Below are 16,123 nucleotides of genomic sequence, written 5' to 3'. Positions count from 1 at the left end.
ATATAGCCCGTACAACTCTTCATCTTCCACATATAGTATTAACATAATCAGAGAAAGGAGGATGAGAATATGGGATATAATAATCAAAACTATTCAGACTCATACGGATATGATCATAACGATTGTGGATGTGATGAGTTCTTTAGGAACATTTCCCGTGGTGAGGATGTGAAAGTATTCCTTAAAGGTGGCGGCCATGTGTTCGGAGAGTTTATCGATGTTCGTGGAAATTTAGTTTTCCTAGCAAAAGCTAACTGTAATCGTCACGATGATCGTCATGATGATCGTCACAAAGATTGTTGCGACAAAAAAGATCGTGTAAGAATTACTACGATCTGTTGTGATGATATCATTGCAGTTGAAACTCGATAGTAAGAGTCCTTTTTATGAGTCTAAAAGAAGTTAATGCAAGGGTTATAATTGCTTCGTATCATCATTCAACTAATTAATAGAAACTAAAAAGGGTCTCAGTTAAAAGCAGCCATAATGGCTGCTTTTTTATAGGTTTGAAAAACAAAAAGATGGTCCACAGAGAAAATAAAATGGTCTTTCAACAGGGGGATATAGCCCGTACAACTCTAAGACCATCCACATATAGTATTAACATAATCATAGAAAGGAGGAAGAAAAATGGGATGTAATAATAATTTCTATGGAAGAGGCTCAAGATATTCAGACTCATATGACAACAACAATCACGGTTGTGGTAATTACAGTAAAAACGACAACAAGGATTGTGGTTGTGATGAGTTCTTTAAGAATATCTCCCGTGGTGAGGATGTGAGAGTATTTCTTAAAGGTGGCGACCATGTGACAGGAGAATTCGTTGATGTTCGCGGTAATTTAGTTTTCTTAGCAAAAGCTAACTGTGATCGTCACGATGATCGTCACGACGATTGTTGCGACAAGAAAAATCGTGTAAGAATCACTACGATCTGTTGCGATAATATCGTTGCAGTTGAAACACGATAGTTAGGAGTTTCTTTATTGTGTCTTAGCGGATGCAAGGGCTATAACTGTTTAGTATTAACATTCAACTTGGTATCTATTTAATAGATACCAAAAATCGAGTCCAAAGCAGCCATAACGGCTGCTTCTTTATTTTATAGTTAGGTTTGACAAACAAAAAGAAGGTTCACAGAGAAAATAAAATGGTCTTTTAACAGGGGGATATAGCCCGTACATCTCCAAGACCCTCGACATATAGTATTAACATAATGATAGAAAGGAGGAAGAGATATGGGATATAATAATTGTTTTTTTGGAAGAAGACCAAGATATTCAGACTCATATGGATATGACAACAACAATCATGGTTGTGGTAATTACAGCAAAGATGACAATAAGGATTGTGGCTGTGATGAGTTCTTTAAGAACATTTCCCGTGGTGAGGATGTGAGAGTATTTCTTAAAGGTGGCGGCCATGTGTTCGGGGAGTTTATCGATATTCGCGGTAATTTAGTCTTCCTAGCTAAAGCAGACTGTGATCGTCACGATGATCGTCACGATCATTGTTGTTGTGACAAGAAAGCTCGTGTACGAATTACTACGATCTGTTGTGATGATATCGTTGCAGTTGAAGTATAAGGAACTTAGGAAACCCGTAAGTTGAAAGTGCTTTTACTTTGTTTTAATGGAAGCTAATATATGGGAAAATAACTATTGCTGATACTAAAAGGCATATTCAAATGCAGTTTTAGCGGCAGCTTCAGACTGTAGACAAACTCCTTATATGAGTTTGTCTACAGATTTATTAAGATTAGGAAGAAAATTTATAAGTATTGATGCGGATAATCGAAATCAATAAGAAATAGTATTTTGTTTTAGTTACCAATCAATTGAATAATTAGCATTTAATCCAGTTAGCCATCTGTTTTTCATGAAAAATGCTTTATTTTTTATTTACCCATAAAACATCATGTTTAAAAACAATATTTCGTATTGAATTGATGAACCGTACTTCAGGAGAGTGGTTCTATGTGCTGTGTAAGACATACATATGACAATTTAAGAAGCTACTCAACGTTAAACAAAATGGTAATGTGTTATATCCCTTCCATAAAGGTGAAACAGACTGTTTAAGCGGGAAGTTAGTTGTCTAGATATAATTAAATCTTGTTATATACAACAAAAAACCGTTCATAAGAACGGAATAAAATTTTATTCTTGATCTTTTACTTTTAGGGTATCTAATAATTTTAAGATACCCTCACCTCCCATACCAGATACGAGAGAGATGATGAAAACAGCAGTGGGGGAATCCGGTGTTGTTGTCACAATGACAAATACGGACGCCAGTCCTCCTAGTAAGATGTCTTCTAAGAACCCTAAATAAATGAATTTTTTTGTCATCCGTGGCTTGACTAGTTTGCCTAATCTCTGCAAATGTCCTGCAACACCGACAATTCCACCAATCAACGCAGCGAAGAGAATGTTCATTAACATTTTTCCTTCACACTCCTAAAGCCGAGATTTTTTTGCGACCTTAGGTTGATTCTTGGTGTAAATTTCATTATAATATATTTTTGTCTCCATGTAATGATTCTATTTTACTGAATTTTTCAAATTTTATAATTGTATGAGTAACATATAAAGATAATTGCAACTATTAAAAAGGAGTGTCAATAATGACACTCTTTTTTTAGTGTATTTGGCGATAAACACCAATTACTTTGCCTAAAATAGATACATTGTGCAGGATAATCGGCTCCATGGTAGGGTTTTCTGGTTGCAAGCGGATAAAGTTCTTCTCTTTAAAGAATCGCTTAACGGTGGCCTCATCATCTTCTGTCATAGCAACCACGATTTCTCCATTATTTGCTGTTTGTTGCTGCTTGACTATGACATAATCACCATCTAATATGCCAGCTTCAATCATACTTTCTCCCATAATTTCAAGCATGAAGATATTTTCATCACTCGGAGCCATTCTTTCAGGTAAAGGAAAATATTCCTCAACATTCTCAATCGCAGTAATGGGGTGACCAGCAGTAACCTTACCGATAATAGGAACATTCACCGTTTGCACTTTAGGAATTGGGTTGCTTTCTTCTAAATTTAATACTTCAATGGCACGGGGTTTTGTCGGATCTCGACGAATAAGTCCTTTACTCTCTAGTCTGGCTAGATGGCCATGTACGGTTGAACTTGAAGCAAGTCCAACAGCTTCACCTATTTCCCTAACGGAAGGTGGATAACCTTTTTGTTTTACTTCATCTTTTATAAAATTCAATATATCTTGCTGCCTCTTAGATAATTTCACGCTATCACGCACCTTCGTCAATTTCATTAAGATTATTATACCATCAGTAGTAAATAGATACAAACATAAGTTCGAATTTTCTTATTGACAGAAACAAATGTTCGCATTATACTAAAATTATCAAATCGAACATATATTCTATTCAGGGGTGGCAATTAATGATAAAACAATTGTGGAATTCTTATAGTTATGCTATTATTCTTATCGCTTTTAGTTTCGGTATGGCTTTCTTATTATTTTTGAACACTGGTAATGCAAATCAGGTGGAATATGTAAAAGTTGAAGTAAAACAAGGAGATTCTTTATGGAAAATGGCGGAGGAATTTAAAGATGCCCATCATATGTCTTCTAAAGACTTTGTTGCTTGGGTAGAAGAATTTAATCATATACATTTAGGTAAAATACATCCTGGTGATAAGGTGTATCTTCCCATTACAGATGGTGAAATAATATCTGAAACAAATTTAGCTAGTGTGATATTAGAAGACTAAAGGAATGAAAGAGAATGAATGTAATTATATATTGCAGAGTGAGTACGACGAAAGATACCCAGGAAACGTCTCTTGCTAGACAAGAGGAAGAACTTTTACATTTAGCGAGAATGAAGGATATGAATGTGGTTGAAGTCATACGTGAGAAAGCAAGTGGTTATGATTTAGAAAGAATTGGTTTGTTGCAATTATTGGAGTTACTTAAACAAAATCAAGCAGAGGCTGTTCTTATTCAAGATGAAACCAGGATTGGAAGAGGAAATGCTAAAATTGCCATCTTACATTGTATACTTAAGGAAAATGGGAAAATTTATACTATTGCCCATAATGGAGAATTGCAACTTTCAGATTCTGATTCTATGGTATTACAAATTGTTAGCATGGTTGAAGAGTATCAAAGAAAACTACATAATGTAAAAATAAAAAGAGGGATGCAAAAAGCTGTTCAAAAAGGCTTTCGACCTGAAAAGAATTTAAAAAACCAAGGAAATATAAACGGAAGAGAACGAATAGAGGTACCAATAGAAGAAATAGTAAAATTGAGACAAAATAACCTTACTTTTGCAGAAATTGCTGCAACGTTAAGAGGCTTTGGTTATAAAATATCTAAAGCGACAGTAAACCGTAGATATAATGAATATATAGCTGATATAGAGCAGGTGGATAATGAATCATCATGATATAGGCCTAATAAGTTAAGTTGATTAGTTGTAATTTAACTTAAAGACTAAGAAATTCTGGTACTGATTCCAAGATAAAAGCATACTGAAAGATCCTTCAATCGTTCATGAGTTCAGACATGTGAATTGTGAATGGTTATTTGTTTGCCGAGGATTCATCCATGTTTTTTCATTTAACGTTAGTGAAAGTATTATTCCCTTATTCCCCTTATTTACATACGCACCCTACATTAAATAATTCTCACATTTTTAAGTTGAGAACACTGCTACATTGCCATACCTAATAATAAAGCAATACGATACCAACTTATTGTCCTCTGAAATGATAGTGAAAAGCATGAGTGTAAAACTGCTTTCTTGTAAAATCCATTCATATTTAGTAATATGGCTATTAAGTATCTTCTCCATATGGAATGAAGACTTTTTGGATGGGAAGGAGTGTAACATAATGATTTCAAAAGAAAAATTGGCGAGAATTAATTCGCTTGCTAAGAAAGCGAAAACAGAAGGTTTATCAGAATCAGAGGCAAAGGAACAATCTAAATTAAGAAAAGAATATTTAGAGAAGTTTAGAGCTTCTATGTTAAATACATTAAAAGGTGTTACTGTTATTGACCCTGAAGGTAATGATGTTACACCAGATAAGTTAAAACGTGAACAAAATAAACCACTTCACTAAGATTGTGTTTATAAATTTTTAAAAGGAAACTGTCACGAACAGTTTCCTTTGTTATTGTTTATATGACAATTATATAATTTTTTACCTTTCTGGTTGTAACTGAAGGTGAAAGTCTATTATATTTAATTTGTAGGATATATATTGAAAGGATGTCGTTCATGTTCAACAAAACAGATGCTTTATCAATTAGTGCCATAAGAACATTGTCTATCGATGCAGTCGAGAAGGCAAACTCTGGTCATCCAGGAATGCCAATGGGAGCTGCGCCAATGGCATATACCTTATGGACAAAGTTTATGAATCATAATCCCAAAAATCCTGATTGGTTTAATCGTGATCGCTTTGTGTTATCTGCAGGTCATGGGTCTATGCTTTTGTATAGTCTCCTTCATTTATCGGGATATGGTCTTTCTTTAGATGATATTAAAGAATTTCGTCAGTGGGGTAGTAAAACACCAGGACATCCTGAATATGGCCATACACCAGGTGTAGATGCGACAACAGGTCCATTAGGACAAGGAATTGCCATGGCAGTAGGGATGGCAATGGCAGAAAGCCACCTATCAGCTGAATATAATAAAGATGGCTACAATGTAGTAGACCACTATACATATAGTATATGCGGAGATGGAGACTTAATGGAGGGAGTGTCTGCAGAAGCAGCTTCTCTTGCTGGTCACCTTCAATTAGGAAAGCTGATCGTAATGTATGATTCTAATGACATCTCATTAGACGGAGATTTAGATCAATCATTTTCTGAAAGTGTAGCCGATCGTTTTAAAAGTTATGGCTGGCATTATCTTCGAGTAGAAGATGGAAATAATCTCGATGAAATTGCCCAGGCAATTGACAGCGCTCGTCAAAATACTACACAACCGACGTTAATAGAAGTTAAAACAGTAATTGGTTATGGATCCCCGAATAAGGCAGGCTCATCTGCTTCTCATGGATCGCCACTAGGCTCAGCTGAATTAAAATTAACAAAAGATGCTTATGAGTGGACATTTGAAGAAGATTTTCATGTACCTGAAGAAGTATATGCACACTTCAAACAAAATGTAGCTATTAACGGTGAAAAAGCAGATAGTGAATGGAAAGATCTTTTTGCTGCTTACAAAAAAAATCATCCGGAATTAGCAGAACAGCTAGAAGGTGCAATCAAAGGTGAATTACCAAATGGTTGGGATAAAGATATTCCCGTATATGAAGAAGGCAAAAGCTTAGCCACTAGAGCGTCTTCAGGGGAAGCTCTCAATAGTATTGCGAAGAACTTACCATCTTTCTTTGGTGGTTCAGCTGACTTAGCAGGTTCGAATAAGACGATGATTAAAGATGCAGAAGACTTCTCAGCAACTAATTATGCTGGTAAAAATATTTGGTTTGGCGTACGAGAATTTGCTATGGGTGCCGCTTTAAATGGTATGGCTTTACACGGTGGCCTAAATGTTTTTGGAGGGACATTCTTTGTATTCTCTGACTACTTAAGACCAGCTATTCGACTTGCCGCATTAATGAAGCTACCTGTTACTTATGTTCTTACACATGATAGTATTGCTGTAGGTGAAGATGGGCCTACACATGAACCAGTTGAACAATTGGCAGCGCTTCGTGCCATGCCAAATTTAGCAGTAATTCGCCCAGCTGATGGAAATGAGACTTCAGCTGCTTGGAAGCTAGCGATTGAGTCAAAAGATCAACCAACAGCACTTGTGTTAACTAGGCAAAATATTGCTACCCTACCAAACTCAGCAGAGTTAGCCCCTGAAGGAGTTCAAAAAGGTGCTTATGTGATTGCAAAAGCAGAAAAAGATCAACCAGATGCGCTTCTTTTAGCGACAGGGTCAGAGGTAGAATTAGCGGTAAAGGCTAAAGCTGCTTTAAAAGAAGAGGGCTTTGATGTGGCAGTAATCAGTATGCCGGATTGGAAACGATTTGATGCTCAATCAAATGAATATAAAGAATCTGTATTACCTAAAAATGTAACCAAACGTTTAGCCATTGAAATGGCAGCATCATTTGGCTGGCATAAATACGTCGGTCTAGAAGGCGACGTTTTAGGAATTGATCAATTCGGTGCTTCTGCACCAGGAGATATTCTAATAAAAGAGTATGGGTTTACTGTAGAGAATATCGTAAGCAAATTAAAAAGTTTATAAGCATGAGCGAAGAGGGAATTTCCCTCTTCGTTTTTTTTCGACAAAAAAAGTAGAAATTTATAACAAAAAGAGACAGAAAATACTGAAATAAAATTTTATAATAAGAAAAAGACTTGTCTAAAAAAGGAGTAATTCTATGAGAACGTATCAGCTATATTTAATAGATGAACCTTTTGCGTCTCATTATTTTGGTAGAGAGCAAATGTTTTATCAGCTGTTCAAGGAATATGAACAAGCGACTGGAACGATCCAATTTATTTTGGGAAAACAAATTGCCTTTATCACCAAGAATATTCCAAAAGATAAAGTAAATAATGATCTATATAGAGAATTATATGCAGAGAAAAAAGTTTCTTATAAGAGCAATGCATTTTATATTAAAGAGAAGAATAGTCAAGCTAAGTTGATGATCTATGATCGTTTTCTTAGTTTAGAGGCTCAAGGAAACTATGATGCAGAGACGGTGTTCTTTGAAGTCCTACGAAAAGAAGAAAGTTCTTATTTAGCAATCGACCTTTTTCATAATCGATTTGGCTGGTTAAAGCCAATAAAAGAAAGAAAGTTTGTCTAAATTAGAGAAAATCATCAGCAAATATTGTATAATAACCTTTGGTCTAGTACACTGTATGATAGACAACATGAAGGAGGAAGTAGTATGTGGACATATATTCTAGTTGGTATATTAGCATTACTTGCTGGTGTAGCACTAGGATTTTTCATCGCTCGTAAATATATGATGAGCTACCTAAAGAAAAATCCACCAATTAATGAACAAATGCTTAAAATGATGATGATGCAAATGGGAATGAAGCCGTCTCAAAAGAAAATTAACCAAATGATGAATGCGATGAATAAGCAACAACCTGGAAAATAACTTACGAACTATAGTTAGATAAAGTTACTAGGTTCAATTGCATATAGATAGAAACAGAGCAAACTTTATTTTTCGGTTCTTCATTGCAACTAAGAAATAGACCAAAGCTAAACTTTAGCTTTGGTCTATTTCTTTAGTCGGTATCATATTGTTGAATTCTTTGATATCAAGTCACTTGATGAATTCAAGTGTTAGCCTTTTATGCTTGTCTATTTAATGTGAGTCTGCTCTCGTAAAGACGATTATATTCATTTAATAGAGAATCTAACTCCTGACTATATTTTATGGCAGAAGTAGAGTTGAGGCCGTTTCTCATAGCAGTTTGAATCAGTTCTCGTCTTTTTTGTTCAATTAATAATAGTAAGTCTTGTTTGTTCACGCACCTAAAACTCCTCTGCGATTTTGTCTAACCATGAAGTAGTTTCTATTTTGTCCCAAATATACTTTTATTAATTATAGCGAATTATGGTAATTAATTCAAAAGAAACTTATGTAAAACTTTTTACATTCATTATACATATCACTAAATGATTCAACGAAATTGATACAATGTCGAAATAAAACTGGTGTTTACCATGTGTGTTAAATGTTAGACACAAATTATTCAAAAAGATTAATTTCTTTTCTCATAATGTTTTGATAGAATGGGGAAGGAAAAAGGGGAAGGTATGGAGGTGTTGGTATGACTGATGTGAATTTTATTATTGCTCTTGGTGCAGGTTTTTTGAGTTTCATCTCGCCATGCTGCTTACCATTATATCCGGCATTTTTATCGTATATCACTGGAATGAGCGTAGGTGAATTAAAAACGGAGAATGCACTGCTACAAAAACGTAGTTTGATACATACGCTATGCTTTTTATTAGGATTTTCAATAGTGTTTATTGCCATCGGCTTTGGTTCTTCTTATATAGGTAACTTTTTTTATGAATATGCTGATCTCATCCGTCAAATTGGAGCCATTTTTATCGTTATATTTGGTCTAGTGATCTTAGGTTTACTTAAGCCAGCATTCTTAATGAAAGAAAGGAGATTTGATTTTAAAAATCGACCGACTGGTTACTTCGGTTCAGTTTTAATAGGTTTAGCCTTTGCTGCTGGTTGGACACCTTGCTCTGGACCTATTTTAGCTTCAGTTATTTTACTTTCAGCGACAAATCCCGGATCTGGTTTATTTTATATGATTGCCTATATTATTGGCTTTGCTGTGCCATTTTTAATATTGTCTTTCTTTATCGGTAAAATGAAATGGATTAAAAAACATAATGTAAAGATTATGAGAATTGGTGGGATTTTAATGATAGTAATGGGTGTCGTCTTGTTTTTTGATTGGATGACTGATATAATCTCCCTCCTCACTATGTTGACAGGTGGTTTTACTGGTTTTTAACAGTGATAATTGGATTAAAAAGTGAGGATAACTCGCTTTTTGATCCTTGCGAAAATTGTCGTTGGGTTTAAATTGAAATTATTAGAAAAATTAGATATATTGTAATGAGGATATTACTTTGAAATCAAAGTAGTTCTGTAATATGAGATGTTGTAGCGGATGTGTTTGGAGGAGGAATAATAGGTGGCAAAGATACTAGTAGTAGATGATGCGAAATTTATGAGGCTGACTTTAACAAATATATTAAAAAAAGCCAATCATGATATTGTGGGCGAAGCGGAGAATGGTAAACAAGCCATTGCTTTATATGAAGAATTAACACCAGATCTTGTGACAATGGATATTACAATGCCAGAGATGAGTGGATTAGAAGCAATGAGAAAAATTAGAGCTGAATACCCAACAGCTAGAATTGTTATGTGTTCGGCCATGGGTCAACAAAAAATGGTAGTAGAAGCGATCGAAGCTGGGGCAAAAGATTTTATCATCAAACCATTTGATGAAGTTAGAGTAATAGATGCAGTATCACGAGTGTTATCTTAATATCATACATATAATTTACTATTGAATAGGAATTAGCTATAATAATAAGTGTCATTGATTTTATTGTAAAAGGATGTTTTTTATGGACATGGTGTTGTTGACATCAATTGGAGCTGTTTCTATGGCAGTATTAGCTATGTTCATCCGAATGAAGGCAGCTAATCATCCAGTCACGATCAAGAAGATAATTTTACCTCCCGTGTTTATGAGTACGGGGGCATTAATGTTTATTTTTCCCTATTTTCGCGTTACGCCAATTGAATTATTGGAAGCTGCTATAGTAGGGGCGTTGTTTTCCTTAATATTAATCAAAACGACTAAATTTGAGAAGAAGGAAGACGAAATCTATTTAAAGAAATCGAAAGCGTTTATATTTATCTTAATAGGTTTACTCATTATTCGCCTCGTTGCCAAACTGATGCTAAGTTCGACTATAGATGTAGGTGCACTTGCAGGAATGTTTTACTTATTAGCATTTGCGATGATTGTTCCATGGCGTATGGCGATGTTCGTTCAATTTCGCAAAATGGACAAAGCGGTAAATATTAAACAAGTAAGATCGAGGCCAACTACTTAATAATGAAAAGAAGCACCTTTAAGAGTGTCCAACTTTTAAAGGTGCTTCTTTATTATTGTGCAATTTTTTGCTTCGTTTTAAAAAAGATGTTCATATGGTGTCATGTTGATTTCTTTTTGTACCAATTTTTTTCTTAGAAATTTATGATCTTTTTTTGGAGTAGCAATTATGTAGCCGCGGATGAGAATTTCTTCTGTTATCTTTGTTGCTTTTTCCTTTACAGCTAATTCTCCAATTTTTCCAGCTATCTTTTGTCGGGCGACATCACGAAAGAGTTCTGGTACTGGACTAACGAGATCATTCAATAACTCTTTTTCTTGTTGTCCCCATAAATGCTGTGTTTGTCTTACATAATATTCTTCCCAATCCATATCAGATTTACCGTCAGCTTTAGGCAGCCGTTTTAAAAACTTTCGGAACATAAAGAAACCACCAATGGACATAAGGATTACTAATATGACAACCCAAAAAAGTATAAACCACATAAACCAACCATCGAGCATGTTCTTTTCACCCTTACCGTTCTTATTCTCTCATTATTATAAGGCTTCTTATTCAATCAGACAAGCAAGCGTCACAGAAGAGGTTCGTTTTTCCCAATTTGTGAAAACAGTGTGGCGTATTCCTTGTCGGTGATGAGTAATCAATGATGTAAATCATATGTTCTCAATACATATTCTTTTACACCAATAAATTCAGATTCAGTAATGACGAGAAAAGGAGTACCTTTTTGAAAATTTTGATAGTCTTTTAATAGACGTACTTTCTTCATGATTTCCCTCGCAAACTATAGTAAATAATTTACTTTCTATTATATTAAAATTTCTTGTTATTGTCGAAACTTGTCTAAAAATAAATCTTTTCTTTTAGTACAAATACTATTGCATATATTTATTATATTTTTTAGAATATACATATATTTCAGAAAATGGGAGGGGATCCATTGGATAACTTAGCGAAAGCGCATGACCAAAAGGAAGAGAATGTAGATTATGAGGTTGTGGCAAGTAGTTCAGCTTTTAAAAGATTATTAAGTGCTAAGAAAGCCTTTTTAGTACCAATGATTATTTTTTTCATGCTCTTTTATTTTATGCTACCGATACTGACTTCATTTACGAATGTGCTTAATCAACCGGCAATTGGTTCTATTACTTGGACTTGGATGTATGCGTTTGCACAATTTGTGATGACTTGGGTTTTATGCATGATTTACGTTAAAAAAGCTGCAAAATTTGATAAAGATGCAGAACAAATCATTGAAAGTCATAAAACACAAGGAGAACGTTAATTATGAGTGGGATTGGCTTAACTTTATTCGTATTAATCGTAGCGATGACATTGGTGGTCACTTATTGGGCAGCAAAACGCACGAATACAGCAAGTGAGTTTTATACAGCTGGAGGGGGATTAACCGGTTGGCAGAATGGCTTAGCGATTGCTGGAGATTATTTATCAGCCGCTTCCTTTTTAGGTATTGCGGGCGCGATTGCATTATTCGGGTTTGATGGTTTCTTCTATTCTATTGGATACTTAGTAGCCTATTTAGTCGTATTATATATTGTTGCTGAACCACTAAGAAATTTGGGTAAATATACAATTGCTGATATGATTAGTGCCAGGTTTAGTGAAAAGAAAGTTCGAGGAGTAGCGGCAATTAGTACGATAACGATTGTAATTTTCTATATGATTGCTCAATTAGTTGGAGCTGGTGCACTTATACAATTATTGTTGGGTATTGATTACTGGATTGCTGTTGTAATCGTAGGTGTAATGATGACAACTTATGTTTTATTTGGCGGAATGACGGCAACTAGTTGGGTTCAAATTATTAAAGCAGCACTATTAATGATAGGAACAGTTATTATTTCATTCCTTGTATTAAAAGAGTTTAACTTTAATATTATTGGTATGTTTGAGCAAATGAAAACGGTAACATCCCACGGTGAATCATATTTAAACCCAGGTGTGAAATATACGAACGGTGTTGACACATTGTCAATGATGGTCGCTCTTGTATTAGGTACTGCTGGACTGCCTCATATTTTGATGAGATTTTTCACAGTAAAAGATGCTAAAACAGCGAGAAGTTCTGTTGTCACAGCTACTTGGATTGTAGGAATATTCTATATCTTAACGATCTTCCTAGGATTTGGAGCTGCAGCGTTTGTAGGCTCACAAGATATCGTTGCAGCCAATGCAGCTGGTAATATGGCAGCACCTCTATTAGCTGAAGCACTTGGTGGAGACTTCCTAATGTCATTCGTTTCTGCCGTTGCTTTTGCTACCATTCTGGCCGTCGTTGCTGGGCTTGTGCTTTCAGGAGCTTCAGCCTTTGCACATGATATTTATGGGCAAATTATTAAAAAAGGTAAAGCAACTGAGAGAGAGCAAATGCTGGCTGCAAGATATGCCTCCATTGGTGTTTCTGTACTTTCGATTATTTTAGCCCTATTTGCGCAAACGTTAAATGTTGCCTTCTTAGTTTCTTTAGCTTTCTGTGTGGCAGCAAGTGCGAACCTTCCAGTTATCATTTATACAATTTACTGGAAGAAGTTCAACACAGCGGGTGCCATTTCAGGAATGGTTACCGGTCTCGTTACTGCACTTGTTCTAGTAGCTATTAGTCCAAGTGTATTGAGCCCTGAAGGAACAGCAATCCTTGTTGGTGATCCAATATTCCCATTAACCAACCCAGCAATCATATCAGTTCCAGCAGGATTTCTAGCAGCTTATATTGGTGCAGTTGTGTCAAATAAACGAGATGAGAAGAAATATAATGAAGTAACTGTTAAAGCGAATACAGGTGTTAAATAATATTTTTAATACAACGAGCAGGAGCGGCTTTCCACAAGAAAGTCGCTCTTCTTATATTTTGCGAAATAATGGTGGTGGTGAGAATTTAATGGATATGGAAAAAATAGAAAATGTATTGAAGCCTGCCCTTTTATTAGATTTAGATGCTCTTGATCGAAACTGCCAGGTCATCGCAATGCATGCAAAAGGCAAAAAAATAAGAGTAGCAACAAAGTCTATTCGTTCCATTGAAGTAATCAAGCGTATTTTGGCTTCAAATGAATGCTATCAAGGTATTATGACTTATTCTGCTGATGAGAGCTTAGTATTAGTGAAATATGGTTTTAATGACATTTTGCTTGGATACCCAAGTATGGATGAAAATTCTCTAAAGCTAATTGCTCGAGAGCACCCGAAAGAAATAACTGTCATGGTCGATTCTTTAGCGCATGTTGATTATTTAATAAAACTAGCAAAGTCTGTAAATGGCCAGTTTTCAGTTTGTATAGATATAGATATGAGTACAAATATTTTTGGATTTCATTTTGGTGTTCGCCGATCTTCTTTAAGAAGCTCCTCTGAGGTCCTAGCTATAGTAGAAGCTATTCATGCTAGTGATGTGCTTCACTGGAAGGGACTCATGGGATATGAAGCACAAATTGCTGGCGTTGGTGATAACGTCCCGCATTCATATGGGAAAAATACCATTATTCGTTTAATGAAACAAAAAGCAAAGCGAGAAGTAAAACGGAAGAGGGAAGAAATCATTACAGCTTTACAACAAAAAGGTTATACACCTGCTTTAGTGAATGGTGGCGGGACTGGTAGTATCCATTATACGGCGACAGACGAACAAGTGTCGGAAATTACTGTCGGGTCAGGCTTTTATTCACCACTTCTTTTTGATTATTATCAAGAGATAAAATACGAACCTGCTCTCTTCTTTGCCATACCTATTGTTCGTCAAGCGAAAGCGAATATATATACATGTCTCGGAGGAGGTTACATTGCTTCCGGTGTTACTGATCAAACGAAGATGCCACATCCCGTATATCCACATGGCATGAGACTTTTATCTATGGAAGGTGCTGGCGAGGTGCAAACACCATTGTCTTATTCAAAAGAACGTTTATCCATAGGAAGTGCCGTTGTTTTTAGAGCTGCGAAAGCTGGGGAGGTATGTGAAAGGTTCACAGAGATTCATTGCTACTCGGAAAATCAATCCACATCAACTGTAAAAACGTATAGAGGAGAAGGGATGTGTTTCCTATGAGAAAAACTTCGCTCGCATCTATCCGTAACTGGGCAGAAAATGTACAATTTAATGCTGAGCAACTATTTTTTCCACAAAGCATAGAGGATGTCATAAAAGTTGTAAATAATGCAAGAAAGGAAGAGAAGAAGATTAGAGTGATAGGATCTGGACATTCTTTCACAAATCTAATTCAAACCGAAGAGTGGTTCGTTTCATTAGACCGTTTATCAGGTATGATTTCTTTTGATGAGGACCAAGGTTTAGTAGAGGTATATGGTGGTACCAAATTATATGAAATCGGCAAATACTTAGGTGAGAAAGGTTGGGCGCAAGAAAACCTCGGTGATATAAACACGCAAAGTATTGCCGGCGCAATATCAACTGGTACACACGGGACAGGTATGAAATTCGGCAATATTTCTACACAAGTTGAAGAATTAGTGCTGATTACAGCAGGAGGAGAGGAACTGCTAATCTCTCGTCAAGTAAACTCACAATTGTACGATGCCTCGCTCGTTTCGTTAGGGTTGTTGGGCATCGTTGTAAAGGTGAAATTAAAAGTCATTCAAGCGCCGACCTATGTTTATAAAAGTAGGAAAATACCTTATAGTGATTTAAAGCCTCATATTAGTTTATATATCCATAACAATCGCCATTTTGAATGCTTCTTATTTCCCTTTTCTAACCATGTGCAAATAAAAACAATGAATATAACAGACAAGAAGCCGAGGACAAGAAAATGGCGTAAGATGGAAAGTATGATAATGGAAAATTATATATTTGGTTTTCTATCTGTCTTATGTCGCAAGTGGCCAAATCTATCGAAATCAGTTAGTCGTATAAGCGCAAAAGCCATTAGTAATAGTGAGCAATATGCGCCAAGTTATGATTTATTTGCTACTCCACGAAAAGTAAAGTTCGTTGAAATGGAGTATGCGATTCCATTAGAGCATATGGTTGCTTGTCTCGATGAAATAAGGAAAAAGATAGAAGAGCAGCAATATAAGGTCCATTTTCCAATCGAATGTCGCGTCGTGAAAAGAGACAATATTTGGTTAAGTCCATCTTTTGGGAGAGATTCAGCTTATATTGCTTTTCATATGTTTAAAGGTATGCCATATGAAACCTATTTTAACGATATGGAAGCAATTATGAATAAGTATAATGGGCGTCCTCATTGGGGGAAGGTTCATCAAGCAAAGCTTTCAGAGTTGACTCGTAAATACAGCCACCTAAGAGAATTCCTCATTTGGAGAGCAAAACTTGATCCAAACCATTTATTTGTCAATCCGTATTTGGCGAAGTTGTTAAATATTGAAAAGGGCAACATGTACGGGAAAGAAACAATGACAGAAAAGCCATGATTTTTCTAATATACAATAGGGATATGGTAAAATAGTATTATCGAATCTACATTCAGGAG

The 16,123-nt window shown here is 35.5% G+C and carries 21 protein-coding genes; 16 read left to right on the top strand and 5 right to left on the bottom strand.

Annotated elements, in window-relative coordinates; all coding sequences use genetic code 11:
- The first annotated feature begins 69 nt into the window (after positions 1-69).
- The 3 genes from MKX29_RS22140 to MKX29_RS22130 all read left to right on the top strand — a co-directional run bounded on the left by MKX29_RS22140 (position 70) and on the right by MKX29_RS22130 (position 1,587).
- Entirely contained in the window at positions 70-372 is a 303-nt protein-coding gene (locus MKX29_RS22140) for a hypothetical protein (RefSeq protein ID WP_224936224.1), read from the top strand.
- 258 nt (positions 373-630) lie between these two features.
- Complete coding sequence (locus tag MKX29_RS22135) at positions 631-972, top strand: hypothetical protein (protein WP_095369439.1); 342 nt, start codon at positions 631-633, stop codon at positions 970-972.
- A 267-nt stretch (positions 973-1,239) separates the two neighbouring features.
- Positions 1,240-1,587, top strand: a complete 348-nt coding sequence (locus MKX29_RS22130; RefSeq protein WP_224936225.1) for a hypothetical protein — start codon at positions 1,240-1,242, stop codon at positions 1,585-1,587.
- Positions 1,588-2,160: 573 nt separating this feature from the next.
- Here MKX29_RS22130 and MKX29_RS22125 read toward each other — a convergent pair.
- Both MKX29_RS22125 and lexA read right to left on the bottom strand, forming a co-directional pair.
- The gene (locus tag MKX29_RS22125) at positions 2,161-2,445 is read right to left on the bottom strand and encodes a DUF4257 domain-containing protein (protein ID WP_341107819.1); all 285 of its coding nucleotides are present in this window, start codon (positions 2,443-2,445) and stop codon (positions 2,161-2,163) included.
- Between the two features lie 196 nt (positions 2,446-2,641).
- Positions 2,642-3,289 carry a transcriptional repressor LexA gene (lexA, locus tag MKX29_RS22120; RefSeq protein WP_095369436.1) on the bottom strand — a complete coding sequence of 216 codons (648 nt, stop codon included), beginning with the start codon at positions 3,287-3,289 and terminating at the stop codon, positions 2,642-2,644.
- 131 nt (positions 3,290-3,420) lie between these two features.
- Here lexA and yneA point away from each other — a divergent pair, with 131 nt between their 5' ends.
- From yneA to MKX29_RS22090, 6 genes are all read left to right on the top strand, one after another.
- Positions 3,421-3,753, top strand: coding sequence for a cell division suppressor protein YneA (yneA, locus tag MKX29_RS22115; RefSeq protein WP_341107816.1), 333 nt, complete (start codon positions 3,421-3,423; stop codon positions 3,751-3,753).
- A 14-nt stretch (positions 3,754-3,767) separates the two neighbouring features.
- Positions 3,768-4,433, top strand: a complete 666-nt coding sequence (locus MKX29_RS22110; protein ID WP_224936229.1) for a YneB family resolvase-like protein — start codon at positions 3,768-3,770, stop codon at positions 4,431-4,433.
- 448 nt (positions 4,434-4,881) lie between these two features.
- Positions 4,882-5,112, top strand: coding sequence for a DUF896 domain-containing protein (locus MKX29_RS22105; protein WP_224936230.1), 231 nt, complete (start codon positions 4,882-4,884; stop codon positions 5,110-5,112).
- Between the two features lie 158 nt (positions 5,113-5,270).
- The gene (gene tkt / locus MKX29_RS22100; protein ID WP_289433576.1) at positions 5,271-7,268 is read left to right on the top strand and encodes a transketolase; all 1,998 of its coding nucleotides are present in this window, start codon (positions 5,271-5,273) and stop codon (positions 7,266-7,268) included.
- Between the two features lie 136 nt (positions 7,269-7,404).
- Positions 7,405-7,839, top strand: a complete 435-nt coding sequence (gene sirA, locus MKX29_RS22095) for a sporulation inhibitor of replication protein SirA (RefSeq protein ID WP_095369431.1) — start codon at positions 7,405-7,407, stop codon at positions 7,837-7,839.
- Between the two features lie 84 nt (positions 7,840-7,923).
- Positions 7,924-8,142: a YneF family protein gene (locus tag MKX29_RS22090; RefSeq protein ID WP_095369430.1), complete on the top strand. Its 219-nt coding sequence runs from the start codon at positions 7,924-7,926 to the stop codon at positions 8,140-8,142.
- Positions 8,143-8,341: 199 nt separating this feature from the next.
- Here MKX29_RS22090 and MKX29_RS22085 read toward each other — a convergent pair whose 3' ends face one another.
- Positions 8,342-8,521 carry an aspartyl-phosphate phosphatase Spo0E family protein gene (locus MKX29_RS22085; RefSeq protein WP_224936256.1) on the bottom strand — a complete coding sequence of 60 codons (180 nt, stop codon included), beginning with the start codon at positions 8,519-8,521 and terminating at the stop codon, positions 8,342-8,344.
- Between the two features lie 303 nt (positions 8,522-8,824).
- Between MKX29_RS22085 and MKX29_RS22080 the strand changes: the two genes are divergently transcribed.
- The 3 genes from MKX29_RS22080 (at position 8,825) to MKX29_RS22070 (ending at position 10,652) form a co-directional block, all read left to right on the top strand.
- Positions 8,825-9,532, top strand: a complete 708-nt coding sequence (locus MKX29_RS22080; protein WP_095369428.1) for a cytochrome c biogenesis CcdA family protein — start codon at positions 8,825-8,827, stop codon at positions 9,530-9,532.
- A gap of 183 nt (positions 9,533-9,715) precedes the next feature.
- Positions 9,716-10,075: a response regulator gene (locus tag MKX29_RS22075; protein WP_095369427.1), complete on the top strand. Its 360-nt coding sequence runs from the start codon at positions 9,716-9,718 to the stop codon at positions 10,073-10,075.
- Between the two features lie 82 nt (positions 10,076-10,157).
- Positions 10,158-10,652, top strand: a complete 495-nt coding sequence (locus MKX29_RS22070) for a CcdC family protein (protein ID WP_341107810.1) — start codon at positions 10,158-10,160, stop codon at positions 10,650-10,652.
- Positions 10,653-10,729: 77 nt separating this feature from the next.
- On the opposite strand, the gene MKX29_RS22065 is transcribed toward MKX29_RS22070, so the two are convergent.
- A complete protein-coding gene (locus MKX29_RS22065) occupies positions 10,730-11,155 on the bottom strand; it encodes a DUF2621 domain-containing protein (RefSeq protein WP_224936258.1) in 426 nt (141 codons plus the stop codon).
- 140 nt (positions 11,156-11,295) lie between these two features.
- Positions 11,296-11,424: a hypothetical protein gene (locus MKX29_RS22060; protein WP_341107806.1), complete on the bottom strand. Its 129-nt coding sequence runs from the start codon at positions 11,422-11,424 to the stop codon at positions 11,296-11,298.
- Positions 11,425-11,595: 171 nt separating this feature from the next.
- Between MKX29_RS22060 and MKX29_RS22055 the strand changes: the two genes are divergently transcribed.
- The 4 genes from MKX29_RS22055 (at position 11,596) to MKX29_RS22040 (ending at position 16,064) form a co-directional block, all read left to right on the top strand.
- Positions 11,596-11,940 carry a DUF485 domain-containing protein gene (locus MKX29_RS22055; protein WP_224936260.1) on the top strand — a complete coding sequence of 115 codons (345 nt, stop codon included), beginning with the start codon at positions 11,596-11,598 and terminating at the stop codon, positions 11,938-11,940.
- Positions 11,941-11,942: 2 nt separating this feature from the next.
- Positions 11,943-13,466, top strand: a complete 1,524-nt coding sequence (locus MKX29_RS22050; protein ID WP_224936261.1) for a solute symporter family protein — start codon at positions 11,943-11,945, stop codon at positions 13,464-13,466.
- An 88-nt stretch (positions 13,467-13,554) separates the two neighbouring features.
- Entirely contained in the window at positions 13,555-14,718 is a 1,164-nt protein-coding gene (locus tag MKX29_RS22045; RefSeq protein ID WP_341107803.1) for an alanine racemase, read from the top strand.
- Complete coding sequence (locus MKX29_RS22040; protein WP_341107801.1) at positions 14,715-16,064, top strand: D-arabinono-1,4-lactone oxidase; 1,350 nt, start codon at positions 14,715-14,717, stop codon at positions 16,062-16,064. The genes MKX29_RS22045 and MKX29_RS22040 overlap by 4 nt, the downstream gene beginning before the upstream one ends.
- The last annotated feature ends 59 nt before the right edge of the window (positions 16,065-16,123 follow it).

The sequence above is a fragment of the Cytobacillus sp. FSL R7-0696 genome, assembly GCF_038006865.1.
Classification (GTDB): Bacteria; Bacillota; Bacilli; order Bacillales; family Cytobacillaceae; genus Cytobacillus; species Cytobacillus kochii.
This window is presented reverse-complemented; position numbering and strand designations above follow the sequence as displayed.